The sequence below is a fragment of the Yoonia sp. JB2-21 genome, assembly GCF_055693545.1.
This window is the reverse complement of sequence record NZ_JBVFUC010000001.1, coordinates 1906969-1932020: the sequence shown is the minus strand read 5'-3', so window position 1 is coordinate 1932020 and position 25052 is coordinate 1906969. Positions and strand designations below refer to the sequence as shown.

Annotated in this window: 19 protein-coding genes; 12 read left to right on the top strand and 7 right to left on the bottom strand. The window is 56.3% G+C overall.

From position 1 onward, the window contains the following. Window positions 1-42: 42 nt before the first annotated feature. Together ACZ1G5_RS09605 and ACZ1G5_RS09600 are read left to right on the top strand one after the other, a co-directional pair. Window positions 43-2058 (top strand): tripartite tricarboxylate transporter permease, encoded by a 2016-nt coding sequence (locus ACZ1G5_RS09605; RefSeq protein WP_472732624.1) that lies wholly within the window; start codon window positions 43-45, stop codon window positions 2056-2058. After that, window positions 2055-3143, top strand: a complete 1089-nt coding sequence (locus ACZ1G5_RS09600; RefSeq protein ID WP_472732623.1) for a PrpF domain-containing protein — start codon at window positions 2055-2057, stop codon at window positions 3141-3143. Before ACZ1G5_RS09605 ends, ACZ1G5_RS09600 begins: the two co-directional genes overlap by 4 nt. Here ACZ1G5_RS09600 and ACZ1G5_RS09595 read toward each other — a convergent pair. From ACZ1G5_RS09595 to ACZ1G5_RS09575, 5 genes are read right to left on the bottom strand one after another with little or no spacing between them, the layout of a single operon-like run. Further along, entirely contained in the window at window positions 3107-3931 is an 825-nt protein-coding gene (locus ACZ1G5_RS09595) for a DUF1932 domain-containing protein (RefSeq protein WP_472732622.1), read from the bottom strand. The genes ACZ1G5_RS09600 and ACZ1G5_RS09595 overlap by 37 nt on opposite strands. Next, window positions 3928-5088 carry a tricarballylate utilization 4Fe-4S protein TcuB gene (tcuB, locus tag ACZ1G5_RS09590; protein WP_472732621.1) on the bottom strand — a complete coding sequence of 387 codons (1161 nt, stop codon included), beginning with the start codon at window positions 5086-5088 and terminating at the stop codon, window positions 3928-3930. The genes ACZ1G5_RS09595 and tcuB overlap by 4 nt, the downstream gene beginning before the upstream one ends. After that, entirely contained in the window at window positions 5075-6472 is a 1398-nt protein-coding gene (tcuA, locus tag ACZ1G5_RS09585; protein WP_472732620.1) for an FAD-dependent tricarballylate dehydrogenase TcuA, read from the bottom strand. Before tcuA ends, tcuB begins: the two co-directional genes overlap by 14 nt. Further along, window positions 6469-7890, bottom strand: a complete 1422-nt coding sequence (locus tag ACZ1G5_RS09580) for an aldehyde dehydrogenase family protein (protein ID WP_472732619.1) — start codon at window positions 7888-7890, stop codon at window positions 6469-6471. The genes tcuA and ACZ1G5_RS09580 overlap by 4 nt, the downstream gene beginning before the upstream one ends. Continuing rightward, complete coding sequence (locus ACZ1G5_RS09575; RefSeq protein ID WP_472732618.1) at window positions 7890-9482, bottom strand: thiamine pyrophosphate-binding protein; 1593 nt, start codon at window positions 9480-9482, stop codon at window positions 7890-7892. The genes ACZ1G5_RS09580 and ACZ1G5_RS09575 overlap by 1 nt, the downstream gene beginning before the upstream one ends. Before the next feature lie 143 nt (window positions 9483-9625). Between ACZ1G5_RS09575 and ACZ1G5_RS09570 the strand changes: the two genes are divergently transcribed. Further along, window positions 9626-10273, top strand: a complete 648-nt coding sequence (locus ACZ1G5_RS09570; RefSeq protein WP_472732617.1) for a GntR family transcriptional regulator — start codon at window positions 9626-9628, stop codon at window positions 10271-10273. Window positions 10274-10519: 246 nt separating this feature from the next. Here the strand turns inward: ACZ1G5_RS09570 and ACZ1G5_RS09565 are convergent, their stop codons facing one another. Further along, on the bottom strand, window positions 10520-11755 hold the full coding sequence (locus tag ACZ1G5_RS09565; RefSeq protein ID WP_472732616.1) for a lytic murein transglycosylase: 1236 nt from the start codon (window positions 11753-11755) through the stop codon (window positions 10520-10522). A gap of 396 nt (window positions 11756-12151) precedes the next feature. Between ACZ1G5_RS09565 and ACZ1G5_RS09560 the strand changes: the two genes are divergently transcribed. The 5 genes from ACZ1G5_RS09560 to ACZ1G5_RS09540 all read left to right on the top strand — a co-directional run bounded on the left by ACZ1G5_RS09560 (window position 12152) and on the right by ACZ1G5_RS09540 (window position 18265). Then, window positions 12152-12391 carry a helix-turn-helix domain-containing protein gene (locus ACZ1G5_RS09560; RefSeq protein ID WP_472732615.1) on the top strand — a complete coding sequence of 80 codons (240 nt, stop codon included), beginning with the start codon at window positions 12152-12154 and terminating at the stop codon, window positions 12389-12391. A gap of 190 nt (window positions 12392-12581) precedes the next feature. Continuing rightward, window positions 12582-13304, top strand: coding sequence for a TnsA endonuclease N-terminal domain-containing protein (locus ACZ1G5_RS09555; RefSeq protein ID WP_472732614.1), 723 nt, complete (start codon window positions 12582-12584; stop codon window positions 13302-13304). After that, window positions 13301-15442, top strand: a complete 2142-nt coding sequence (locus ACZ1G5_RS09550) for a Mu transposase C-terminal domain-containing protein (protein ID WP_472732613.1) — start codon at window positions 13301-13303, stop codon at window positions 15440-15442. The genes ACZ1G5_RS09555 and ACZ1G5_RS09550 overlap by 4 nt, the downstream gene beginning before the upstream one ends. Continuing rightward, window positions 15435-16442, top strand: coding sequence for a TniB family NTP-binding protein (locus ACZ1G5_RS09545; RefSeq protein ID WP_472732612.1), 1008 nt, complete (start codon window positions 15435-15437; stop codon window positions 16440-16442). The genes ACZ1G5_RS09550 and ACZ1G5_RS09545 overlap by 8 nt, the downstream gene beginning before the upstream one ends. Further along, window positions 16442-18265 (top strand): TniQ family protein, encoded by a 1824-nt coding sequence (locus ACZ1G5_RS09540; protein WP_472732611.1) that lies wholly within the window; start codon window positions 16442-16444, stop codon window positions 18263-18265. The genes ACZ1G5_RS09545 and ACZ1G5_RS09540 overlap by 1 nt, the downstream gene beginning before the upstream one ends. A 294-nt stretch (window positions 18266-18559) precedes the next feature. On the opposite strand, the gene ACZ1G5_RS09535 is transcribed toward ACZ1G5_RS09540, so the two are convergent. Continuing rightward, window positions 18560-18757, bottom strand: coding sequence for a hypothetical protein (locus tag ACZ1G5_RS09535; protein WP_472732610.1), 198 nt, complete (start codon window positions 18755-18757; stop codon window positions 18560-18562). 136 nt (window positions 18758-18893) lie between these two features. Here ACZ1G5_RS09535 and ACZ1G5_RS09530 point away from each other — a divergent pair, with 136 nt between their 5' ends. The 4 genes from ACZ1G5_RS09530 (at window position 18894) to ACZ1G5_RS09515 (ending at window position 25051) form a co-directional block, all read left to right on the top strand. After that, the gene (locus tag ACZ1G5_RS09530; RefSeq protein WP_472732609.1) at window positions 18894-20537 is read left to right on the top strand and encodes a hypothetical protein; all 1644 of its coding nucleotides are present in this window, start codon (window positions 18894-18896) and stop codon (window positions 20535-20537) included. Between the two features lie 25 nt (window positions 20538-20562). Further along, window positions 20563-21678 carry a phosphatase PAP2 family protein gene (locus tag ACZ1G5_RS09525; protein ID WP_472732608.1) on the top strand — a complete coding sequence of 372 codons (1116 nt, stop codon included), beginning with the start codon at window positions 20563-20565 and terminating at the stop codon, window positions 21676-21678. 3 nt (window positions 21679-21681) lie between these two features. Next, the gene (locus tag ACZ1G5_RS09520; protein ID WP_472732607.1) at window positions 21682-23778 is read left to right on the top strand and encodes a S8/S53 family peptidase; all 2097 of its coding nucleotides are present in this window, start codon (window positions 21682-21684) and stop codon (window positions 23776-23778) included. Between the two features lie 97 nt (window positions 23779-23875). Continuing rightward, window positions 23876-25051 (top strand): PGAP1-like alpha/beta domain-containing protein, encoded by a 1176-nt coding sequence (locus ACZ1G5_RS09515; protein ID WP_472732606.1) that lies wholly within the window; start codon window positions 23876-23878, stop codon window positions 25049-25051. The last annotated feature ends 1 nt before the right edge of the window (window position 25052 follow it).

The window sequence follows — 25052 nt, the reverse complement described above, 5'->3', positions numbered from 1 at the left end:
TTACGAGGGGCGGGGCCAAAAATTTTTCGAAAGACCCGTCCAATGGATATTCTGGCAACGGCGCTTCCGGCCTTGGCCGAGGCATTTGCGCTGATTTTACAGCCGAACCAAATCATGTTTTTGATGCTCGGCGTCATGCTGGGACTATCGGTCGGGGTGTTCCCCGGTCTTGGGGGCATCGCCGGATTGTCGCTGGTGCTGCCCTTTATGTACGGGATGGAACCTGTGTCCGGCTTGGCCCTGATGGTGGGCCTGATCGCGGTGATCCCCACATCGGACACCTTTGCCAGCGTGCTGATGGGCATCCCCGGATCATCCGCCAGTCAGGCAACCGTGCTTGACGGGTTTCCACTGGCCAAAAAGGGCCACGCGGCGCGCGCGCTATCTGCGGCCTTTGTTTCATCCTTGTTTGGCGGGTTGCTCGGCGCGGCTGTACTGACCTTTTTCATCCTCATCGCCCGTCCGTTGGTGCTGGCGTTTGGGCTGCCTGAGATGTTGATGATCACCATTCTGGGCCTGTCGATGGTCGCCATTCTGGCGGGCCGTGTCGTGCTCAAAGGCGTCGCTGCGGCCTGTCTGGGCCTGATGGTTGGCACCATCGGAGAGGCGGGCGCGGGCGGCAGTCTGCGGATGTCGACCTATGACATTCCCTATCTGACAGACGGGCTGAAGATCGTGATCGTTGGCCTTGGCATTTTTGCTATTCCCGAAATCATCGCGTTGCTGCGTCAGGATCGTGCCATCGCAAAAGACGCGCGCCTTGGGGCGGGCTGGTTGGACGGTATTCGCGACTGGTGGGCCAATATCTGGCTGTCGATCCGCTGTTCCGTGATCGGTGTGATCGTTGGCGTCATCCCCGGCCTTGGCGGGTCTGTCGTGGATTGGATCGCCTACGGGCACACGGTCCAAAGCAGCAAGGACCGCAAGAATTTTGGCAAAGGCGACATTCGCGGAGTCGTCGGGCCGGAAAGTTCCAACAACGCCAAAGAAGGAGGCGGGCTGGTGCCGACCCTGATTTTCGGGATTCCGGGATCTGGGTCCATGGCGATTTTTATCGGCGGCTTGGGGTTGCTGGGCTATGACGCTGGTCCTCAGCTGATCAACAACAATCTCGATATCACCTATACAATCGTGTGGTCCTTGGCCTTGGCCAATGTGTTCGGCGCAGGGCTTTGTATTTTGCTCTCGGGTCAAATCGCCAAGCTGACGACGATCCGCTTTACCCTGCTGGCCCCCTTCCTGTTCATCATGATCGCCTTTGCCGCGTTCCAGTCGCGCCAATCCCTAGGCGATTTGGTCGCGCTGTTCGCGGTTGGGTTGCTGGGGATCATGATGCGCCGGTTTGACTGGTCGCGACCTGCGTTCCTGATCGGGTTTGTGCTGTCCTATCAGGCCGAGAATTTCACCAACATGGCAAACCAGATCGCACGGTCCAAGTTCCGCCGTGAATTCGAGGCGGGGATCGAATACATATTTTCGCCCATCGTCATTGTCCTGTTCGTCATGATCGTCCTGTCGGTGGTCATCGGCATCCGCCAGTCCAAACAAATCCTGCCCGAAGGCGACGTCGCATCAGGGTCCAAACGTGCGCCCTTGATCTTTGCGGGTTGTATTCTGGGCTATCTTGTCATCGCCGTCTGGAACGCCTCTACGATCTCGCTTTTGAGCGACAAGATATTCCCGCTGACCATTGGCACGGTGGGTGTCACCGCGACCCTGCTGCTCGTGATCCAGATGATCCGCGCACCGGAAACCCACGCCGTGTTCGCGGACCGCGAAGCCTTTGGCGATGATGCAACGGCACCCTATACGCTTTGGCCGACGCTTGCGTGGCTGGCGTTTCTGCTGGGCTTGTCCGCGCTGACCGGATTCATCATCGCGGCGGTTGTTTTCACCATCAGCTTCCTGCGCGTGCGGGCGGGGTTGTCTTGGGGTGCCGCCCTAGTGTTGGCGGCGGCTGGCGTGGCGTTCCTGTGCTTCCTAGCGGGATCGTTGAACCGCGATTTCCCGCCGGGGCTGTTGCAGGACTACGTTGATCTTCCGTGGCCGTTGCGATGACACAGACGGGCATTCCATATGTCATGATGCGGGGCGGGACGTCACGAGGCGCGTATTTTAGTCGCCGTGATTTGCCACAAGACCGCGACACGCTCAGCGCGGTTCTTGTGGCGTTGATGGGGTCGGGCAATGCGCTTAACATTGACGGGATCGGCGGGGGCAATTCGGTGACCACGAAGGTCGCGATCCTGTCGCCCTCTGACACGGCGGGCATCGACATTGACTACTTCTTTGCGCAAGTGAACGTTATGGACCGCACGGTCGACTACGCCCCGACCTGTGGCAATATCCTTTGCGGCGTGGGTGCGGCGGCGTTGGATATGGGGCTGGCAAAGGTCACAGGGCCGACAACGCAGCTGACAATCAAGGCCACGAACACAGGCGCTGAGGTCACGACAACCGTGATGACCCCGAACGGTGCACCCAGCTATGACGGGGACGTCGCGATTGATGGTGTGTCGGGCACAAGCGCTGGCGTTCTGGTTCAGTTCAGGGGCACCGTTGGTAGCCTGACGGGTGCACTACTGCCAACGGGTCAGCCGATGGATGTCATCGACGGGATCAAGGTCACCTGTCTTGATGTGGCCGTCCCGATGGTGATCGCGCAGGCCCAAAGTTTCGGACTGACAGGCTATGAAACCGCGCAAGAGCTGGATGAGAATACCGCCTTCATGACCCGCATGGAAAACGTGCGGCGCAAGGCGTCTGTCAGGATGTCGCTGGGGGATGCCATGGGGCGCGTCACACCGAAATTTGGGTTGGTGGCCCCGCCGCAAGCGGGCGAAACCATCGCGGCGCGGTATTTTGTGCCCCAGAATGCCCACCCGAGCATGGCCGTCACAGGGGGGCAGTGTCTTGCCGCTTGTGTGCTGACGCCCGGCTCTGTGGCTTACGGTTTGGCAGATTTGCCTGCGAAAGGCCCTACGCCCATCACGCTCGCTCATCCAAGTGGCACGATGGAGGTCATCGTGGATTATGAGCGGACGGAGCATAGCCTAACCCTTAACTCCGCCGGACTGACACGCACCTGCCGCAAGCTGGCACAAGGTCAAGTTTTTGTCCCGCGCTCTGTTTGGTCATACTGATCCGCGACAGACGCGTGTTTGCGGGCAATGGCGCGTGTCAGGGCACTGTCCAACCCCATCGTATCCATCATGTCAGCACATTCTTCCATTTCTGCCTCACGCCGTCGCCCGTGCGCCTGAACGCGCGAGACGTGATAGGGCACCACCTGCGCCCAATCCATGCCCGGAAAGGTGGCGTTTAACGACGCGCAAACCTCGTCCCAGACGCCAAGGGGCTGCGCCACGGCACTGGCCTCTGTAAAGACCGCCTCGAACCCTTTGATAAAGACGGACCGGACAAGTTTGATCTGCGCCGCCAGACCATATTCCGCCCCGACGCAGCGGGCGTTCAGACCGAACCCGTTCAGAACACCCGCCAGACGGGCCGCATCGGGGCCTGACAGCAGCAGCGGAACCTGCGCACCCTTTTGGGGAACCGTGTCCATCGCGACGCCCGTGGTGCAGGTTGCCCCACGGCTGGCGACCAGATCGGCGATCCGCAGCTTGGTCGCAGGGCCGACCGAGTTCAGGTCAAGCACGTCCTGTCCGGCCAGTTCCCCCAAACTGTCACATGCCTCAACCGCGTTTTGGGCCGTGACTGTGGATATGATGAGGTCACTGTTCTTCGCTAAAGACGCCGCAGACGGTGCGCATTCCACCCCCGCCTCGGCCATGCGAGCGCGGCAGTCCGGTGCTGTCGCGTCGTCGTCCAACAGCACATCAAACGCACGCACCGTTGCGCCGTTCTGGGCAAGGTGGCAGGCGAAATGCGGGCCAGCCTCGCCAAACCCGAGGATGCCGATATTCATTCTGCGGGCGTCTTTGGCAGCGGTTGGCGCGGCGGGTCCGGTTGGTCGCCGTGTTCGGCAAACTGCTCATGGGCGTGGCGCACAAGGGCAGTAAAGCGGTAAAGGCCGTGCACAAATTTGCCGTAAGGCATGGTCACAAAGAACGCAAACACCACGCCCAAATGCACCGCCAGCAGCATCCCCATCGCCGGAGTGGATCGAAGAGCAGTCAATATCAGCCCCGTCGCGCCAAGTGCAAACAGGATCCAGATAAAGGCAGCGCCCAATCCCTTGTCTTCGCTCGCGATCACTTTGGCGCGGTTGCGTTTTTCGCGTGCCAGCCCGGTCGGTCCCCAGACCAGACCAATCCCGCCCAGAACGCCAAAAATCTTGACAGGCGTCCACCATGGATAGGGGGCGTGCCAATCGAGCAGATAGTGTAACAAAGTGCCCGTGGTGGTCGACGCAAGGCACAGCAAAAACCCGTAGAACGTCAGGTGATGATAGAAACGGCGTTTGTCATCGGGGCGCTCGTCTTCGTTGACGCAGCTCATGCCGCCCCCGTCCAGATAGCGCAATTTGCCCGCGTCCTGCATGGCCCGCCAAAGGGATCGTAATGTCACAGGCACAGGTCCGGGCGCGCGCCAGAACCGCCGCACGCTGATAGAGATCGACAGGATCGCGAACAGGAACGCAGCCCCAAACACCAACACCATCGCGTTGTGCGGCATCACGCGGTAGAACGCGCCCGCCTCTGTGCCGCTGGCGAACAACGCGGCGAGATCTGCCGCCACGACGAACCCACCGATGAACACCGCGATTGCGAGGATCAGGGCCAATGCAATCACCAGACCGTTGCGGTGAAACAGAGGCTTGGCCGCGGACGGCCACGCGTAGTTTGCATAGGTGTCTTCGCGCAGGTTCGCCATCGCCACGGGCACGTTGATCGCGAACTCATGGGGCGGCGTGTACTGGCAATCGTAATAACACGCCCCGCAATTGTGGCAGAGGTTCGAGAGGAAATCGACGTCCCCGTCTTCAAACGTTCGGCGCAATTCCATCGCGGGAAAGACCGCGCAGAGCCCTTCGCAATAGCGGCAGGCATTGCAGACTGACATCTGGCGTGCGACTTCATCGCGGTTCATCTGGGTCAGGTGAGCGAGATTAATTTCTGACATGCTTTGCGGCCTCCGTGCCTGCGATGCGTCCGAACACGCTGCCGATGGTCATCCCGATTCCGGCCAAATACCCTTGGCCCAGCACGTTGCCCGCCATGATCTCACCTGCGGCAAACATGTTGGCGCTGACGTTGCCGTCTTCCATCACCATGCGGGCGTCGCGGTTCACTTTGACGCCCATGTAGGTGAACGTGATGCCGGGCCGTAGGGAATAGGCGTAGAACGGGGCTTGCGTGATTGGACGTGCCCAATGGGATTTTGGCGGCTCTAGCCCTTCGGTGCGGCAATCATCATGAATGGTGTGATCAAAGTCGCCCGGAACGCAGGCGGCGTTGTAGGTGTCGATGGTGTCGCGCATGGCATCTGGATCAAGGCCGATTTTTTGGGCAAGTTCTTCCAAGGTGTCGGCCTTCTCGGGCGGAAACACCGATGGCATGAACAGATCGAACGAATTGGCGTCAATGATGACATGCCCGATTTGATCGGGTTGCGCGGCCACCAGACGGCCCCAGATCGCATAGCGTTTTGGCCAGAAATCCTCACCCTCATCATAAAATCGTTGCGCATCGGCGTTCAGAACAACACCAAAGGGCACACAGTCCAGACGGGTCACGATGCCGCCGTCAAACTTGGGCGCACGTCCGTCCACGGCGACGGCATGGCATTGATCGGGCTCACCTGTCGTCTGCACACCTTGGTCCATCAACAGCCGCAAAACGCCGCCTGTGTTGTAGGGCGTGCCGCGGATCAGGAAATTCTGCGCAGGTGGCCCCCAGGCCTCGGTCAGCCATTCGATGTTGGCCTCAAACCCGCCTGCTGCGGCCACGAAGGATCGCGCCTCGATGGTGGATGTTTCAGGTGTGTCGGTGTCCCAGCCATGGGTCACGTCAGCGGACAAAAAGAACCCGTCTTCGATGGTGATCGCACTCACGGCTGTGTCGTAGTGCACGACGACGCCTAAGTCCTCTGCGGTGCGGTAAAGCGCATTCAACATTGACCGCCCACCACCCATAAAGAACGCATTGGTGCGGCCCAGTGATAGGGTGCCGCCTAGGGACGGCTGAAAATGCACGCCGTTCTCGGCCAGAAAATCCCACACCTCCTTGGACCGCTCTAACGTCAATGCGGCCAGTTCTTCGTCGGTGACGCCTTTGGTCACGCGCATCAGGTCTTCCATGTATTCGTCAACGGGGTACGGACCGGTGAGGATGCCGTTGCCCGCATCATGGGCAAGGCGGCAGTTGCGGGTGTGGCGCGTGTTTCCCCCGCGCCACGTTTTGGGGGCAGCCTCAACGATGCACACAGTAGCCCCGCCTTTCGCGGCTGAAATCGCCGCGCAGAGGGCCGCGTTTCCGCCACCGGCGATCAACACATCAAAGCTCATAGGGGCAGACCCGAGATCGTTACCAGCTTATGTTCCATCATTTCGCGCACCGCGTATTTCGGCCCTTCATGCCCAAACCCGCTGTCTTTGGTGCCGCCGTAAGGCATCAGATCAACGCGCGATGAACAGGTTTCGTTGATATGCACCCCGCCGACGTCAAGCCGAAGGGCGGCGGTCATTGCGCGTTGCAGATCGTTCGTAAACAGACCTGTCGCAAGGCCATAGGGGGTGGCGTTTACACGGGTTATCGCGTCGTCCAGATCGGTGATCGGGATTAGGCATGTGACGGGGCCGAAAATCTCCTTGCGCAGGACTTGGGCGTTTGGTGTGGGGGCGTCAATGATCGTGGGGTGGACGACCGCGCCGTCGCGGGTGCCGCCATGCAGGACGGGTTGGCCTTCTATCATCGCAGTAACCGTTTGCGCTGCCTCGGGCGAGATCATCGGGCCGACATCTGTCGCAGGGTCGCTCGGGTCGCCAACGGTCAAAGATTTCACTTCGGCCAGATAGGCCTCCTTGAACGCGGGCATCGCGTTTTCTGCGACCATCAGCATCTGGATGGATGTGCAGACTTGGCCCGCTTTGCGAAACGATGATCCGGCGCATTTTTTGGCTGCCGTCTGAATGTCTGCATCTTCCAGCACGATGGTGGCCGCGATGGAGCCCAGTTCCATCTGCGTGCGGCGCAGTCCGGCCGCAGCCTGAATCGAGCGACCCGCCGCCGTTGATCCGGTAAACGCAAAGAAATTCGGCCGCGTGTCCTGCAAAAGCGCCTGAGCGACGGGTACGCCACCATGCAGCACCGCCAACGCCCCGTCAGGTGCCCCCGCATCGGCAAAACAATGCGCCAAAAGGTTCGCCGTCAGTGGTGTCTTGTCGGACGGTTTCAATACAACAGCATTTCCCGCAGCAAAGGCAGGACCAACTTTGTGGCACACCGTGTTCAGCGGCGCATTGAACGGGGTGATCGCCACGACGGTCCCCAACGGAACGGGCACGGTAAACCCAAGCCGCTCTGTTCCTGTGGGTGCGCCGCCAAAGGGTACCACTTCGCCGGACAGCCTTTTGGCTTCTTCCGCTGACAACGCCAGTGTTTGCAGGGCGCGGTCGACTTCACCGTTCGCGTCTTTGACAGGAAAGCCCGCCTCGGCTGTCATCACCGCCTGAAATTGGTCGCGTCGCTGTGCGACAAAATCGCGGACGCGCAACAGGATTTGGGCGCGCTCATAGGCCTGCGGGACCGCGCTGCTATAGGCCTGCGCCAGACCAAGTGCGGCGTCGATATCATGGGGCGTCGCGGCGCTCACCTGCGCGATTTCACCTAGGTGGAATTTGTCGACCACAGAAAACCGGTCTTGCGTTTCCACGATTTTATTGGCGATGAACAATCCGGTTGGCATGTGGCTTAAATCACTCATCAGAATTGCGCCTCATATTGTGCGGGGCTGATACGCGCCCCGATGACCAAAGGCACATTGCCCGCATCACTTGCTAGCGCGTCCGACACGGCGGTTTCCGTTTCAACAACCACCCCGTTGCACGCCATGGACTCTGCCATTTTGATGGTGTCCGTCTCTTCGATCACGGTGCCGGTGGACGCATACTGGCGAGCCATTTGCTTCAGCTCAATCCGGTTCAAGGATTGGTCAAGGAACACCACAACCTTGATCCCCAAGCCCATGGACGCCGCCAGCCGCAATTCCGATTGCACCATCGCCAAACCGCCATCGCCCGTGAAACACACAACCTCGGTATCAGGCGCATATATCTTGGCGGCAATCGCCGCGGGAAGAGAGAACCCCATCGACGACAACCCGTTTGTCATCAATAGCTTACGAGGGGTCGATGGATGCCAGCCTTGACCGACAAGCAGTTTGTGACTGCCCACATCTGTGGTGACGATCGCATCCTTTTGCACCACGCCTGCGGCCACGCGGATCACATCGGATGGGTTCATAATGCCCTGCACGCGCCCGGCATCGAATGCCGTCTGAAGAACGTCGCGGTGGGCGGCAATCTCCGAGATTTCATACCCGGCTTGCTGGGGCAACATATCGGCCAGACAGTCCAGCGCAGGGGCAAGCGGGCCGATGACCTCTGTCTGCGCGGCATAGATTTGATCGGTGTTGTGCACCGTGTCGATATGGATGGTCGGCGCGGTCACCGTCCAAGGCTTGATCAGTTCAACCGCGTCAAAGCCGACATTAAGGACCAGATCAGCACCGTTCACGAAATTCCACATCAAATCGCTGCACGCCATATCAAGCGTGCCCGCAAAGAGAGGATGATCTTCGGGGACGGTCCCTTTCGCCATGGGCGAGGCAACAATAGCCGCCCCAATCCGTTCGGCCAACGCGAGGATCTGCGGGCCAACGCCGCTTTGCATGGCAGAAATGCCAAACAGGATCAGAGGTCGCCGCGCCTTTTGCACCGTGGCCTTCAGGTTTTGGTCCCCGACAACACCCAGCCCAATATGCGTGACGTCTGTCGGTGGCAGGTGAAACGCATCATCACTGGCCTGAGCACCGATATGGTCTGCGGGTGTGGACAAATGCACCGGACCGGGGCGGGGGGCCGCCGCAACGCGCAGCGCCTTGCGCATCACATGGCCCACCGTGTGCGGTGCGACGTCTGCGACGTATTTCGAAACAGGCGCAAAGATCGCGTGCTGATCGACAACCTGATGGGTAAACGTCGGGGCGCGTTTGGTATCAATCTGCCCCGAGATCGCAATCATCGGGGTGCGGTCGAGGGAGGCGTTGGCGACCGCATTGACCAGATTGGTTGATCCCGGCCCAAGGGTCGAAAGCGCGACACCGGGTTTGCCTGACAACATGCCCCACGCCTCGGCCATCAACCCGCCCGTGCCTTCGCGCCGTGCCAAAACGAAATCAATACCGCCCTTGCGACAGGCCTCAAGGAATTCGACGGACGGATCACCGGGGTAGCCGAAAACAGGTCCGGTTTCGGCGGCCTTCAGCGCCTGCACCATCACTTCTGACACGTTCATTGGGGTCTCCTCGGGTCTGTTGGACGAAAACGTTTGGCTTGGCGCATTGTATTACATTGTATACAATATAATACAATTCCTTTTTTGTGTTCTCACTCCGGCAGCTGTGTCACAGTCGGCCAACAGAAAATCACGTGGATCCTATGACCAAATCGAAGATTTCAGCGGATGATGCTTACCAGATTTTGCACAACCGGATTGTCAGCGGAGACCTGCAACCGGGTCAGAAGCTGCGCGAGGTCGAGATCGCCGAAAGCCTTGGTGTGTCACGCACGCCCGTCCGCGAGGCGTTCCAAAGGTTGAAAAGCGACGGTTTGTTGACGCATGAGCCAAACAAGGGCGCAGTGGTGCGTCATCTCGATTATCAATCGATTTCAGAGCTCTACAAAATCCGCGAGGTGCTTGAGGGCACGGCTGCCGCCCTTGCGGCGCGGCAAATGTCGCAGGTCGAACTGACCGCTTTGTATGACCTGCTGGACCTACAAGACACCGCCAAAGACGATGCCGCAGAAGCGTCGCGGCTGAACAAAGTCTTTCACCGCACGTTGTGCCAAAGTGCGCGCAACCGATATTTGGTCGAAATGATTGACGGGCTTGATCTGTCGATGGCCTTGCTCGGGCGATCCACCCTGGGTCTGGAGGCACGCAAAGCAGAAGCCATCGCAGAACATCGCGAGATTCTGGATGCGATATCGGCCCAAAACCATGCGGATGCCGAGGAAGCCGCAAAACGTCACATCCGATCAGCACATGCAGCGCGGCTCAAAATTATGATCGAAGATCAGATCTAATGGTCCTCGCCTGAAATTGTGTGGCGTTGGCCCATAATATCTCGATTGAACGGCAGCTTTGGTGACACGTGCTGCATGGGGGCGACAAGGATGCCGCACGCGCGAGCAAATGCTGCATCAGCGCAGTGAGAAAAACGAACGGCCGAAAAGTCCCGCCTGTTACCCGTTCGTGCTGGGCGCGGCGAACGACAGCTACCACGCTGTCGGTCGCGGTCCTAACTACATCACCACCATAGTAATCGCACTTCAACGACTGATCTCTGATATTAGTTCCTGACTGGGATAACATGTCGCTCGTTCGCCGTTCTGTTCTTGCCATTGGCCTATTGATCGCCGCGTTTTATTGCCTATCAGACCGTCGGCACCGCCGACATCAAATCCGCGTTCTTCCAGCCTACGTTGCATATCAGTAATGCGGACCCGCGACAGATCACTCAGCCTGTCCCACCCGCCAGCGAAACCACCTACGCCGAATTTGATGCGATCACCCACATGCCCCACAAAGAGTGCATAGACATCGCTTTCGTTATATTCCTTCAGGACATAGAAATTCGACGTCACTATAAAAGCAGGTCCGTACCGACCAGCAGGCATTAACAAATAGCCAACCTCGTCAATTTCCGGACTTGGGAACGGGCGACCTGACACGCGGGTGACACCCATAGAAAGCCACTGCTGAATGGGCCTACCGTTGTCTAAACCTTCCAACGAACACGATACGGTGGCCGGTACGGCAACCTCAAAACCCCAATCCCGGCCCGCGTTCCAGCCATATTGCCGTAGATAGGATGCGATAGATGCCAGCGTGTCGCGTTCGGACTGCCAAATGTCTGCGCGCCCATCGCCATCCCCATCAGTTGCGTAAGCAAGGTAGCTGCTTGGCATAAATTGCGGTTGGCCAAGCGCTCCCGCCCAACTGCTTCTCATCTGATCACGTGTGGCAAAGCCCTCATCGAAGATCCTAAGAGCAGCGATAAGTTCATCCGTAAAATATGCGGCGCGGTTGCCCATAAACCCTTTGGTACTGAGAATTTCAAACGCATCATGCGGGATTGCCGCGCGGCCGAAGCTGCTTTCACGTCCCCAGATTGATAGAATTATCTGCCCCGGCACACCTGTTTGTTGCTCGATCTGAGCAAGCGTTACTGCATGACGTGACGCCATCTGACGTCCAATACTTGCAGTACCTGTCACGCCGCCCGGCGCAAAGTAGCTCGCGGGCGCACGAAACTCTGCTTGGGCTTGAAGGCGTTCGTCAGGCTGTCCGGGTATTACCAAGTCGGGAAGATCCCAGTTCAGATCCACATTGGATAAAGCTGCATCAAAAGTTGATCTTTTCACACCAGCAGAATTGGCTCTTGGCCAGACGTTATCTTCTAACCATGCTTGGAAATTGGCTTCGATTGACGCGCGATCTTGGGCTTGCGCTACACTTGGCAAGCCTAGCGCGAAAAACGCGATGAAGAAGGCAGAGCATTTCATTGCGGTTCATCCCTACAAAACCTGTTTTCCCGCACATTGAACGCCAGGAGCCCCAAATCCTGTTGGGCTTATCCAATCATCAGTGCGAACCTCGCCCAGACATACCCGCGGTGGTTTGGTAATTGATAGTCTCAATCCACTTTGACGGAGCCCGAAGCGAGGTTACCCGAAAGTCTATTCGACTTAAATCTCTAGCGTCGCGATGAAATTCCATTGGCAATGGTAAGCGATTTTGAAAGCGCCTGTCTAATCTAGCTTCAAGATTTTACCATCAATTTCAATGGTATATGAGAAATCAGTGCTTGCATCGGTAAGGCTTCCGTGATTCGTTGATGGCATAGGAACGCGGCGCACTGCCCGCTGTATCATACTTAGTCTAACTGGGGCCCTGTCTAGATGCCGGTGGTGTTGCCTGATCTTGTTCGTCATAGCGAAATTAAGAAGCGCCTTCGTGATGTTCACAGCTCTTTGAGTGCCGTTTCAGCGGAACTCGGTTGCAGTAGCGCGACGGTCACAATCGTCAGCCAAGGCTACAGAAAATCTCACAGCGTTCAGGAAGCTATCGCGAATAAACTGGGGCTACAGCCGGAGGAGCTGTTCCCTGAAAGGTATGAACGGACGGAGGACAACACATGAGTTGATCGAACCCATCCAAAGTCTTTCCCAAAAATGGGAAAGCTCAGCGCGTCAACGCTGAGCCCTCCGGAAGGATCAAGGACCCCTCTTATCAAGTCCATTGATCTTTGTTCCGGCTGTAAAAGTCAAGCACTTCACCGGTTTTGGCTGCCGGTGAAGTGCGTCCAACGTAAATCAAAGGACTCGCAATATGACCAACTCTAACGAAATCGCCAAATTGGACGACGTTTCTATCCAGTTACCCTCTATCGAGCTCCCCACGCCACTGCGTGGGGCGCGCAAAATCTCAACGAAATCTCGATACAGTGCTCGTGGCTACGTAGTCGGCAGACTACCTGGGCGGCGGGGTTTGGCCAAAATCGGTTATGAGAGCCGCTTGGAGCAGGCGTTCTTGCTGCTTTCCTTAGCAAGGTTTGACGTTGTCGACGTCGTTGAGCAGCCGTTTACGGTAACATATGTGGACGGGGACGGTCTGGAACGCAGACATACGCCGGATTACCTTACAACGCTTCAGTCAGGTAGACGTATCGCAGTGCAAGTCAAAAGATGGGACCGCGCCAAACGTAAAGGGACGGCGAAGGAGCTGTCTCTGGTCGCGAAATCAACACCTTCTCACCTGGCCGATGAAGTACGCCTCTTTACTGAACGACACTTCGATTGGGTCGACGTAGAGAATGCAAGCCAGTTGGTGGACTGCATGAAACATATAGATCAAGACGCAGACGACGCAATTGTTGCTGCGAGCACCAAATTGCATGGTCGAACGACAATCTCGCAACTTTGTCGATTGTCAGACCTGAAAAGTCGATCCTATCCCGCAATCGTTCGCGCCATTTACTCTGGGAGCCTCCGTAAGGTTTCATTAGGCTTGATTGGTGCGAAAACAACCGTTGAAAAGGGAGTAGCAAAATGAACGCGCCTCGTTTCAGCTTATCTCGTTTTGATCGCGTCACAATCGACGGGACTCACTACCAGCCCGAAGGCGACAACGCACATATCGTTAAGTTGCGTCGTCTAGATGGATCTGGCGTAATTGAGGTCTTCACTCATGAGTCCTTGGATCAGCTTCGAAATGCTTCAAACTGGCAGTATGACCGTGACTGGTTTCAGACCGCTGACGCACCAATCGAAGCCACCGAACAATCGCCAGTTTGTTTGACTGCTCTTCCAACAGAACGACAGGAATATGTCTCTTGGTTGCATATCATTTGCACGGTTTTAAAGGAATTCAAGGAATCCGGTAGAATAACGCTCACAAACCAAAGTGTTGACGACAGCCGCGATGCCATTGAGCGAGAGGTGAACGCACGCGATATCTCGCGCCAAAACCTAGTATCCAAGCCTAGAGGTGGAACGCAGGTCGCAATCCGCTGCCTGCCATCAACGCGGACGCTGCTGAAACACTATCGGCGTTATCGCGATGCCGGGTTCCGCATAGATCCGTTGGTACCGCGGGGAAGGTCGCCGCGCACCCCAACGCAAGTCGACTATGAAGCAGAACTTCTGCTACGTGAGTGCGTACTAGGTTATGCTTCACCAGAAAAACCCAGCAAGACGCTCATTTTCCGTCATACAGAAGACCGTTTTAACAAGGAAAACGCGCGTCGAAAATCTGAGGGATTGCGTCCCTTGCGCAGTTTCAGCAAGCGTACAGTCTTTCGGCGGATTGGCCGATTAGATCCGTTCTTTGTTGCCTGCCACCGCCTAACTCCTGACAAAGCACGGGCACTGTTTGCGATTTCTGGTGGAGGTCTACAAAAACTATATCCCATGCAACGCGTGGAATTCGACGACTGGAAGGCAGACGTCCGCACCTGGTTTATGAAACTTGGTATATTTGATCATCTACCGCCAGAAATCCGCGAGAAATTGCCTTCGGGACGTCGATGGATCTGTGCGGCAATAGATGTTTCGACACGCTGTATTGTCGGCATCCGAATTGCATCAAATCCGTCATCACGTGAAGCGGTCAGGCTCCTTAGCATGGTCGTTCAGGATAAATCCGAACTAGCGAAAGATGTTGGGGCACATTCGCTATGGCCATTCTTTGGGGGTCTGGGAACCATTGCGGCCGATAGTGGCTCATCATTCCAGTCAACAGACTTTCACTCAGCGGTAACTGATCTCAACGGAAATTTGCAATTTCCGCCGGTAGGTATCCCTGAGTTGCGCGCAACGATTGAGCGGTTTTTTGGCACCATGTCTACCCAGCTCATGCCACTTTTGACCGGCCAAACATTCAGCAGCGTCGACGCATGCGGCAACTATGATAGCAAAGCGCGTACAGTCCTCGACGATGAAGATCTGTTAAGGATTGTCATAACTTGGATTGTAGATGTGTATCATAACGCGCCGCACGCTGGGTTAGGTGGCCAAACACCCGCTGAGCGCTGGAAACAGCTCGCCAATGAAAGATTTGTCCCAGAACCACCTGATAAGCTTACCAGGCGGGCTGCACTTGGTGTTGAGACGGAAAGCACGTTGAGCGGTCGCGGGCTTAAGCTCTTCAGCAATCACTACTCCAGCCCTGAGTTGCAAAACTGTCTCCTGCACACGACCCAAAGGAAGTTCAGAGTCCGGATCGATCCAGATGACATTGGCGGGATCGCCGTTCTTATCGATGGGAAGTGGCATGATGCTCCAGCCGTTTCTGGCGATTTGGACGGCGTAACCATTCAGAGTTGGCGGGATGCTGTCAGTGAGATCAGCAAACACAATCGGGCGCGATCTGAGCTGTCCCGCGAGGTTCGCGCGCAGGCAATTTCAGCAATCCAAGCTAGGGTTTCAAAACGTATTGATCAGTTGCTTCCGGACTCATTGGCGGTCACGCCTGAGTTAATCAAAACGCTTGAGGAAACCACTTTCCGGGGTAAGTCATGGCAATCTGATCGCGACCCAGAACGTCCTGAGATCACACATGATGGATTAGGAACGGTCATCCGCCCAGCGGGCGAAATTGCGTCGGACAGTGAACATTCAGGAGACCCCGCCTCTGACGGCCCAAGCGATCCAGATCAGCCTAGCGATGACTGGAGATTAGAAAATGACTGAAGTGATACATTTCGCCGAGCGCGCCCGATCTGTAGGGCGCGTCATCTCGGAACTTTCCGCACGTTTCGTTGCACATGACCGCTACCAACATTTGTCGCAGCAATTCGACTTGTTGTTATATCGGCGGCGAGCCGACATGGACGCCGGTCGAGTCTCTGAGTCGCGCGGTATTTTGGTGGTTGGCAACACTGGTTCCGGCAAAAGCACTGCCATTGAGAGATTATTTGCCAAACACGCGGACCTTCAATTGTCATGTCCGGGCAAGACCAGAGCTGACGTGATAAGTTTCACGGTGCCATCACCGGCCACGTTAAAATCTGTGGGTCACGGTTGTCTGCATGCCTTGGGCTATCCATTGGACCGGGACAAGCCGGGCACGATAATTTGGGGACTCGTTCAACACCACCTCCGCGAACGCCAGGTTCTGTTTTTGCACCTCGACGAGGTACAGCACTTGTACGTTACCCGTTCAACGTCAGAGGCTCGGGCGGTAATCAATACGCTAAAATCTCTTCTCCAACAGCCGGATTGGCCTGTAGGTCTTGTGCTATCTGGTACCAGTGACCTGCGAACACTTGTCAATCTCGATCCGCAGCTCAGCCGACGTTTGCTACCGATTGAATTTGCTCCAATTTCGGCCGCGACGCACACGGGTGGCGTTCGAAGTATCATTCATCAGTATGCTGATGCTGCCGGTGTTGCGACCTGTTCATCAATAGCTGAGAATGAGTTCGTTGCTCGCTTAATCCACGCAGCTGCAGATGAGTTAGGCCTGAGCATTGAAATTACTATCATGGCACTTGAGGAGACCCTGCTGGCTGGGCAGCAGAAACTCAATCTTGAGTCCTTTCGACGAGCATTTGAGCGACGGGCGGGATGCCGGGATCACTACAATCCGTTTGTTGTGCCTGACTGGCGATCAATAGATGCTCGAAAACTGCTTGAACAATCAGATGCTGATATCCTGAACCTGGCCTCTACTATTGGGAGGTTGCGATAATGCGGCTTTCACTGACAGTTCAACCGTCGCCATTTGAATCGGCGACATCATGGGCATCTAGATTGGCAGAGCGTAATGGTATCAGTCGCGTCCAAGATTTGGTCCACGATATGGGACTAGATTGGAGCCGCTTTTTTACCGGTGATACAGAAACGATCCGACAACTTGGCAAAATATCGAACGTCGACCCAGACTTGCTACTCCGCCATGCAGTCAGGTTAGACGACGACGGAAACAAGTGCCTTAATCGCGAAATTCTCGGATCAAAAGTCATCAATAATCATGAGATGAGTATCTGCACTCGCTGCATTGAGGAAGCACGATGCGGTACAACCGGTAGGTTGCTGTCCGGTGCGCGCGTGTGGTGGCAGCTTCGACATGTGCGAAGCTGCCACCATCACAAGGTGATGCTCACACAACTCCCACCAGTCAAACGAGGACGTTGCAAATACGATTTTGTAGGTAGAGTTCGCGACAATGCCGATCTGGTGGAGCAGGCCGCCAAAAACCCTAGATTGGCTTCAACCAGGAATTTTGAACTCTATATGATTAGCCGCGTTTGCAAGGAGAAACGCAGACGGAACCGCTGGCTCGCTGGACTAGAGTTACGTGTCGCCGCCCAAGCTTGTCAGACATTGGGAATAGTGCTGAAGAATAGAGCCGAGCGGAGGTCAGACCAAAATTCTCCTGAATTCCTTGCATCGGCGGCAGAACTTGGCTTCAAAGCGCTATCTCAAGGACCAAAATCGATGTGGCCTGCAATGCAAAAGGTGCAGGATCGTAGTAGCTTCCGTGGATCAGGCTTTTATACGGATTTTAGGCCGTTTGCCCGGTTTGTGGAACGACTTGATGATTTGCCGAACACCCTGGAGTTGAAGGATCAAGTCCAGGAGTATGTCGAACACCACTACCCCCTTGCTGCTGGTGACGAGGTCGTTGGTCGGGTTGTTAAGAAACGGAGACTTCATTCGCTGGTGACGGCAGCTGAAAAAACTAACACATCATGGGTGCGGATGCGTGGTGTACTGCAAGCCATTCGCGATACGGGCGCGGTCGAGCATCTTCCGCCGCCGGATCGGAACCTTTGGGTTTCTAGTGAAGACTGGGATCCCTGGTTGGAGCGGTACGGAGCCAGCCTAAATGTTAAGCGCGCCGCAAGTCGACTTGGCGTGAGCTTCCCAATGTTCCAAAAAATTGAGAGCGAAGGCTGGATCGTTCCCTTTATTTCTCTTCCCGGTCACGTTGATCGATTTGATCCAGACGACATCGATCGCCTCCGTGAGTCCTTTTTGGAGGGTACTGAAGAGATCGACTCAACAGATGGGAGCATGGGTGAAGTTTACCGAATTCAGTCAAAGTGCCAATGTGATGCCCTGACCGTCTTCAAACTGGTCCGCGACAGAAAGTTGCCGTGGGTTGGACGACTTGAAGGTGTCAACGGTTTGCGTAGTCTTGTTGTGCGCCGCGCAGACGTCTTGAACGCCCTTTCAGCCGAACCTCCAAGCGATCTGACCAGCGATAAGGCGCGCCGTGTTCTTCGCGTGAATACCAGCACAATGGCATGGTTGACGAAAGAAGGAATACTCAAGTACCAGAATGATCGCCACCACTGGAATCGGAGACAAATGCGCCTGTTCCATCGGCACGAACTAAATCGTTTTCTGAGGCGTTATGAAACCTTAGGAAGATTGGCGCATGACGAGGGAATTCAGGCAAACCACGTTGCAAAGCGCTTGGAACGGCTTGGTGTGTTCCCCATGCCGTTGCCGGAAAACCTTAGTCGAATTTATGAAAGACGCTACCTTCCGTCAGAATATCGATGAGTTAGGATTCATTGGTGATAAATGGACCGGCGGAAGCCGGTCCTTTTTTTGTCCTCTGAACAGATGAGCGATAATTGAGTGGCAAATCTTTATGGCCATAGTGGAACCTAGACTGACTCGGATGTGAAGCAAGTCTATATTTATCAATAGCTTAAGATATATGATGTGCCGCCAATTCGTGACTCGTCATAGAAGCCAGTCCAGGCAGGTATTTGCGACAGGCAACAAATGCGAATGTCGTGGCAGGTTGTTCTTGGGTGCATCCATAACCAGCCAATGCAACGCGGGCGGTCTTTAGTTTTGCGTCGAACCGTCGATGTCCGCTGGCCCGACCATGTCAACCACTGTCACCAACCAATTTAGAATATCGACATCACTTTCTGTCATGATTGAGTTCTCTTCAATAGCAAGAATCCGCGGTCGAATCTCTGGCCATCTGGCATAAAAATCCATGACATCTTTGATAAGGAGCGGAGGTGTCGTGTCGTTCATAGCAGGTCCGTTTTGTCGGCGTTATGCTCCGACCCTAGCTTGTCCACCGATATGCAGAGCGTGAATTCAGTGTGAAACAGTTGTTTTAAAGAAGTGACCGCGCGTAAGCTGACCCTGGGACAACAGGAGGGTGGGGGTGCCCGTCGACTTCGAAATCGCATTGTTTGGTACGTGCGTTCTGCGCACTACGCAGACACCTCGCACCGAGGTAACGGGCGCGAAGCATCGCGCCCTGTTTGCGTTGCTGGTCACCGCGCCGCTGGGCCGGCGCACCCGCGCCTATCTGCAGGAAACACTTTGGGGTTTGGCCGATTATGAAAGCGGTCACCAAAACCTGCGCCGCGCGCTGTCAGATTTGCGTAAGCGCATCGGCCCAAACTTTGATGATGTCTTAAACGTCACAACAACCGAGATTGAGGTCGACCTGACGCGCATCCGTGTCCTCGGTCATCCATCGGACGGTCCGTTTTTGGCCGATCTGAACGTGCATGAAGCTGCCTTTGTGGCCTGGCGCGACACAATCCGGGCTGATCCATCGACCGTTGCAGCACTATGCCATCTGTCCCAGTCGCGTGGTCCAAAACGTGTGCAGCCGCGGGTCTGTGCGTTACCACTTACTGTCCCACCGGGCAGTGCGCCAGAACTCGCCATTGCGGCCGATTGGGTTGCCGAAGAAGCGTGCCGCATGATGTCGCGCTCCTCACTCATTTCTGTCATCTCGCATCTGTCCGGCCGCGAGATGTCGCAAAAATTCGTGGACGTAAAGGGCGTGCGCGATACGCTTGGCATTGATTATCTGATCACGGGATCAATGCGCCGTCATGGGAATGAGTGGATTGCCGATGTCGATTTTATCGACACCAAGACCGGCACACTTTTGTGGAACCGCAACCTTTGCTGTCCTGAAAGTCAGTTTGCCGATCAGGTCATGGATTGGCTGGTAAACATCGTCCAGACGGCCGGGCGGTCAATCGCAGAAAGCGCATTGCAAATGGGGCGTCAAACCCCCCTGCCTCAATTACCTGATCACAAGCTGCTGATTGCCGGTGCCACGGCAATGCATCATCCAACGCTGCGGGATTTTTTGCGTGCGCGGCAGTTTCTTGACGAGGCGGCGGCCCGGGCGCCCTATAGCGCGCAGGTGCATGCGTGGTTGGGCAAGTGGTATGTTCTGAGCATCATCAAAAACTATTCAACTGATAGGGTCGGCGACTCGCAAAAGGCCCTGGATTGTACGGCACGCGCGCTTGATTTGGACCCGCAATATAGCTTTGGCCTGACTATTGATGGGTTCGTGCACGGCAACATCCTGAAGAACTTTGATATTGCCGAGGCGCGCTATACCGCCGCCCAAGATATCAATCCGAATGAAAGCATGTCTTGGCTGTTGCGGGGATCGTTGATGGCATTTCGTGACGAAGGGCAATCCGCAATCCGCGCGACCCAGACAGCACGGCGGCTGTCGCCGATCGATCCGTTCGGGTACTATTTCGATAGTCTTGCGGCCTCGGCCCATCTGGCCGCCGGGGACTTTGAAAGGGCACTGCAACTCGCCGATAAGTCAATTGCGGCGAATGACCGGCACATTTCAACCTTGCGCGCCAGAATAGCGGCGCTGCACGCACTTGATCGCGGAACCGAAGCACGCGCAACGGCACAGGATCTGCAGCGCAGGTTCCCAGAGTTTCGCCTGTCCGAGTATCGCAACACACATCCATCGTCCGAGAACAAAACCGGATTGTTGGTCATTGAGGCACTTTCAGAAGCAGGCATCACATAGCATTTAACGATAAGGGAAATTTGGAATGGCACAATATGGCGGATTTGGCGGCTTCGGCGGCTTCGGTGGTTTCGGAGGATTTGGCGGGTTTGGCGGTTTCGGAGGCGGCACAAACTTTACCGGATTAGGCGGTTTCTTGGGTGCCCAAGACCCCGGTGGGCACGACCCGACCACGACGCATGGCTTACAAACGACGGCAGAAGGACTACGACACCTCACCGAAGGTGGTGCCATGCCAACAGGCAAGGAATTACCATTCTCAAGCGCTGAGAACCTGAATGGTCTTGCAACCTGGGTACGCGGATCGCTCTATGTCAGTGAGTTTTTGTCGCGCATTTCAGCGCAGCCCGTGGACAAGAACGAAGACGAGGATACGCCTGCGCAAGTCACTTTGGCGTTTGACGACAAGCCAAACTTGACAATTGAACGGCCTGACAACCCGCTTTTGCGATCGCAATGCGATCTGGTGGCAGAATACGCCAGCTTGCGCGCCGAACGCAGCGCCGAGATTACATCTCAGTTAGGCTTTCCAACGCCATATTTTGCGATGATCCTTGGCCTGCATGACGCCCACCACAGTAAGACCTTTGAACTCATCACCGCCACGCAAGTGGCCGCGGCCCACACCGCCATGATCATGAAACAACATTTGGCAATCCGGCGCCCCGATCAGCTTGATGCGCGGGTGATGCCGATGATCCCGACGCCAGGGCATGGCAGCTTTCCGTCGGCCCATGCCACGGAAGCCTACGCTGTGCTGACCGTTCTTGAGAAATTGATCACGGATTGGGGCACTTTGGCAGACGGCGCGGAACGGATCGCGGCCCTGCGTGGATTGGCAGAACGCATTGCAGTGAACAGGACCGTGGCCGGTGTGCACTATCCTATAGACAGTTGGGCGGGCGCTGCGCTTGGCCGGGTGGTTGGGCAGACCGTGCTCAATCTTTCTGGCGTAGCTGCGCCTATGCAAAACATGCGCCTTGCGGCAAATGATGTTGATTTCTTTGACGTCGATTTCCGTGACGCCGCGATCGCAACACAAGCGGGCCTGACGTCCGACGACGAAACGCATAATCTTGGTCAAAAGCCCTCATTCACATGGCTCTACGCCCAGGCACTTGCCGAAGCGCAGGGGGTTTGAGCCATGTTTCAACCCCGTGCTCCGACCGAGAGAATTGACCGCTACGCCGGACCCTATGAACGGTGGATCTATGCGCCAGAGTTGGGTTTGCCGTTTGCATTTCCGGCCATCAGGGATGCGACCGAGTCTTTCCACTTCTCTGCGTTGATGGAAGGCCCCGGGATGCTCGAGACAAAACCGGGCATCGATATTCGTGTACCGCCTTTGTGGTCAAACAACCCGCGGGTGACCCCTTTCGCATTCTTTGATGAGAGTGGCGCCGCTGACATCGCCAATCAGGATACGCAGGATACCAAGATATCCAAAGTGCTACGCGAATTGGATGGCCCTCGGTTTCGTGTGAACATGCCAATCAATCCCAAGACATGGCCTGACCGCTATGACCCCGAAGACGTGCTGGAAGGATGGACCCCACCAGCCCAGCCACCACAGGCAATCATCGGCGTTATTGATGACGGCATTCCTTTTGTGCATCGGGCCTTTCTGGATAGTGCGGGCGAAAGCAGGATTAACCTCTGCTGGCTGCAAGCCGCGCGCGCCGAAGAAAGGGCCGCTGTTCCATTCGGGCGCGAGGTCACCAACACCGAAATCAACGGGCTGCGCGCCACATATGGCAAAGATGAAATGGCCATGTACCGTGCTAGCGGGGCCATTGATCGCAAGTTGCCCGAGCTTGGCACTGTCCTGAACCACCATGCGACCCACGGTGGTCATATCGCCGGCATCGCAGCGGGCAATGATTGCTATGTTGGGGCTGACGCCTTGCCGGATGACGTCCAGATCTTGGCGGTACAACTGCCCAATACGATTGCTTGGGATACCTCTGGCATCGGCAAAGAGATGATGATGCTGAGCGCGATTGAATACATCTTTCATCGCGCGCGCGCTATCGCGGCCCATTACGATGTTCCGGAAATCCCACTGATCCTAAACTTTAGCTATGGCTGGAGCGCGAACCGACATGACGGCGGATCAAGCTTTGAAATCGCGGTTGAGGACCTGCTTGCCGCGCGGAAAGCCATCCCCGCGATCACAGAGCTGGTGATGCCGACGGGCAATAACTTTGCCAACGATATGCATGCAAGATTCATGGAAACCGACACCGATGCCGGGAAAATCAACTTTGGCTGGAAGGTCAAACCTGATGACCGCACGTCCAGCTATCTTGAAATGTGGCTGCCTTTTGGGGTTGATCCTGAAAATTGGATTGTGACAGTGACGCCCCCACCAGGCGTCACCCTAGATCAACCCGGAACAATTGAGGTGGCCGCTGATCCCGCCCTTTCTGGCGGCGATCCGCGCCGCTTTATCGAACTGGAACTTGGCGGTGAAAACATCGGTCAGTTGTCTGCGGACAAACATCAAAACAACCGGTGGCGCGTTATGATCGCCCTTGTTCCGACGGTACCGAGCCCAGCGCAGCGCAGGCGAACGCCTGTCGGCACATGGACCATCGCGATCGACACCGCCGATACGCCGCTGAGTGGTTCGCAGGCGTTGGATATCTGGGTCCAGCGTGACGATGATCCAACCCAACTGGGGACGGGTGGTCAGCAAAGCCGTTTGACGATGCATAATCGCATGCCCACACCCCAACGGCCATTTGCGGATATGGACGCCCCGCTTCCGCCCATTCGCGGATATGGGTGTATCAACGGGATCGGCACATCAGCATCAACTGTGCGCGTTGCTGGATACGTGCAAACAACCAATGCCCCATCCAGCTATAGCGGCAGCAGTGCACTGGCAACCATGCCAAACGGCGAGGTTCTGATGGGTCCCGAAGTCCCAATCATTTCGGCGGTGTCCGATCAGGGCGCGTTCCGCGCAGGGTTGCCATCAATTGGGGTTCTGTCAGGTTCTGGCGCGCGGATCGTGGGAACGAGTGCTGCGGCAGCGGCGGCAAGCCGTTTGATGGTCGGCAATATCGCATCTGGTCACGACCAGATGCACGGGTTTGAAATTCTGCCAGAAACAGACCCGGAAGATCCGTTCAAAGCGGCAAAAAATACAGCACGGTCAGGTGCTTACCGTGCACCGCCGGTCTGCAACACCAAGCCTCCGCGCACTGGGGCAATGGGCGGCGAACCCAATGCGTGAAAAAACGTGAATGAAACCTTCACACTGATCTCACTCACACTGCACTAACCCGAAATCCTATCCCTTTGATTGCGTCTAGTAATCGGGGGATAGGACGATGACCACAGCATCAATCACATGGGCAGCGCAACCGCCGCTGGCCCGAAATGCAATTCACTGGGCGACGGACCTGCTGTCGCGTATGGCGGGCGACTGCCGCACCAATGCCGCACTATGCAGCCCGGCAATACTGAAGAACAACATGTGCAGCGGCAAAGTACTGGTCTTACCCGGCATGATGGGGTCGCGGCTTAGCGTAGGGTCGGACAGTGCGCTTAAGTCAGCTTGGTTGCATCCCGCACATATTGCGGCAGGTGGCATTGCCGACCTGAAATGGCCCGCACCCGTTAAAGCGACAGGTGCGCTGTCTGTATCTTATGCGCAGCTCCTGATGCGGCTTCGCCTTGCAGACTTGGACGCTGACTTTCTGCCGTATGATTGGCGGCAGTCACCGGATCTGACTGGCACTGCGTTGATCGCCCAACTGCGAGAGCAGGGACAGCGCAACGTCACACTGGTTTGTCATTCAATGGGTGGATTGGTTGCGCGGCAAATGGCGGCGGCCGATCCCGACGGCAGCGTCATCGCCAAAGTCATCACCATTGGCACGCCAAATCATGGGTCATACGCACCGCTTCGGATGTTCGACCTGAGCCATCCGACGCTGGCCACCCTGGCGCGGATTGACAAGGTGCATGATGCGCGCGCATTGGTTCAAGACTATCTGCGCGATTTCCCCGGGCTGCTGGCGATGCTTCCAGCTTTGGTCATGGACACCGCATCGTGGCCCGCTGGGGTTATCCAGCCCTGCGCGGCAAAGCTTGCGCAGGCCAACAAGGCGATGATCGCGCTCCCATCACCTGATGAACGCTTTCATCAGATTATCGGCACCGGACATAGCACAACTGTTGCAGCACGCGCCGGACAGCATGGCTTTCACTATGACATGACCGACGATGGTGACGGTGTTGTCGCCTGCGCCTCTGCTGAGATGGGTGATGTCACACCGCACTACGTTCGCAGCTCTCATGCCCAGCTTTGCAACAACGACACCGTTATCTCGACTGCCATCGACACGATCCGACGCGCCAAGCCGATCGCGGTCAAACCCAAAGCTGTGACGACACAACCGACACATGCTGGCGCACTGCCAATTGTCAGGGCAGGTCTTCTTGCCAAACAGAAACAACGACGTCCAAGGCGCACAAAAAGCTACCGGCCCGACTTTGCCTGAG

Coding starts and splice junctions, on each gene's coding strand:
- ACZ1G5_RS09605 (WP_472732624.1), top strand. CDS start 43: ATGGATATTCTGGCAACGGCGCTTCCGGCCTTGGCCGAGGCATTTGCG.
- ACZ1G5_RS09600 (WP_472732623.1), top strand. CDS start 2,055: ATGACACAGACGGGCATTCCATATGTCATGATGCGGGGCGGGACGTCA.
- ACZ1G5_RS09595 (WP_472732622.1), bottom strand. CDS start 3,931: ATGAATATCGGCATCCTCGGGTTTGGCGAGGCTGGCCCGCATTTCGCC.
- tcuB (WP_472732621.1), bottom strand. CDS start 5,088: ATGTCAGAAATTAATCTCGCTCACCTGACCCAGATGAACCGCGATGAA.
- tcuA (WP_472732620.1), bottom strand. CDS start 6,472: ATGAGCTTTGATGTGTTGATCGCCGGTGGCGGAAACGCGGCCCTCTGC.
- ACZ1G5_RS09580 (WP_472732619.1), bottom strand. CDS start 7,890: ATGAGTGATTTAAGCCACATGCCAACCGGATTGTTCATCGCCAATAAA.
- ACZ1G5_RS09575 (WP_472732618.1), bottom strand. CDS start 9,482: ATGAACGTGTCAGAAGTGATGGTGCAGGCGCTGAAGGCCGCCGAAACC.
- ACZ1G5_RS09570 (WP_472732617.1), top strand. CDS start 9,626: ATGACCAAATCGAAGATTTCAGCGGATGATGCTTACCAGATTTTGCAC.
- ACZ1G5_RS09565 (WP_472732616.1), bottom strand. CDS start 11,755: ATGAAATGCTCTGCCTTCTTCATCGCGTTTTTCGCGCTAGGCTTGCCA.
- ACZ1G5_RS09560 (WP_472732615.1), top strand. CDS start 12,152: ATGCCGGTGGTGTTGCCTGATCTTGTTCGTCATAGCGAAATTAAGAAG.
- ACZ1G5_RS09555 (WP_472732614.1), top strand. CDS start 12,582: ATGACCAACTCTAACGAAATCGCCAAATTGGACGACGTTTCTATCCAG.
- ACZ1G5_RS09550 (WP_472732613.1), top strand. CDS start 13,301: ATGAACGCGCCTCGTTTCAGCTTATCTCGTTTTGATCGCGTCACAATC.
- ACZ1G5_RS09545 (WP_472732612.1), top strand. CDS start 15,435: ATGACTGAAGTGATACATTTCGCCGAGCGCGCCCGATCTGTAGGGCGC.
- ACZ1G5_RS09540 (WP_472732611.1), top strand. CDS start 16,442: ATGCGGCTTTCACTGACAGTTCAACCGTCGCCATTTGAATCGGCGACA.
- ACZ1G5_RS09535 (WP_472732610.1), bottom strand. CDS start 18,757: ATGAACGACACGACACCTCCGCTCCTTATCAAAGATGTCATGGATTTT.
- ACZ1G5_RS09525 (WP_472732608.1), top strand. CDS start 20,563: ATGGCACAATATGGCGGATTTGGCGGCTTCGGCGGCTTCGGTGGTTTC.
- ACZ1G5_RS09520 (WP_472732607.1), top strand. CDS start 21,682: ATGTTTCAACCCCGTGCTCCGACCGAGAGAATTGACCGCTACGCCGGA.
- ACZ1G5_RS09515 (WP_472732606.1), top strand. CDS start 23,876: ATGACCACAGCATCAATCACATGGGCAGCGCAACCGCCGCTGGCCCGA.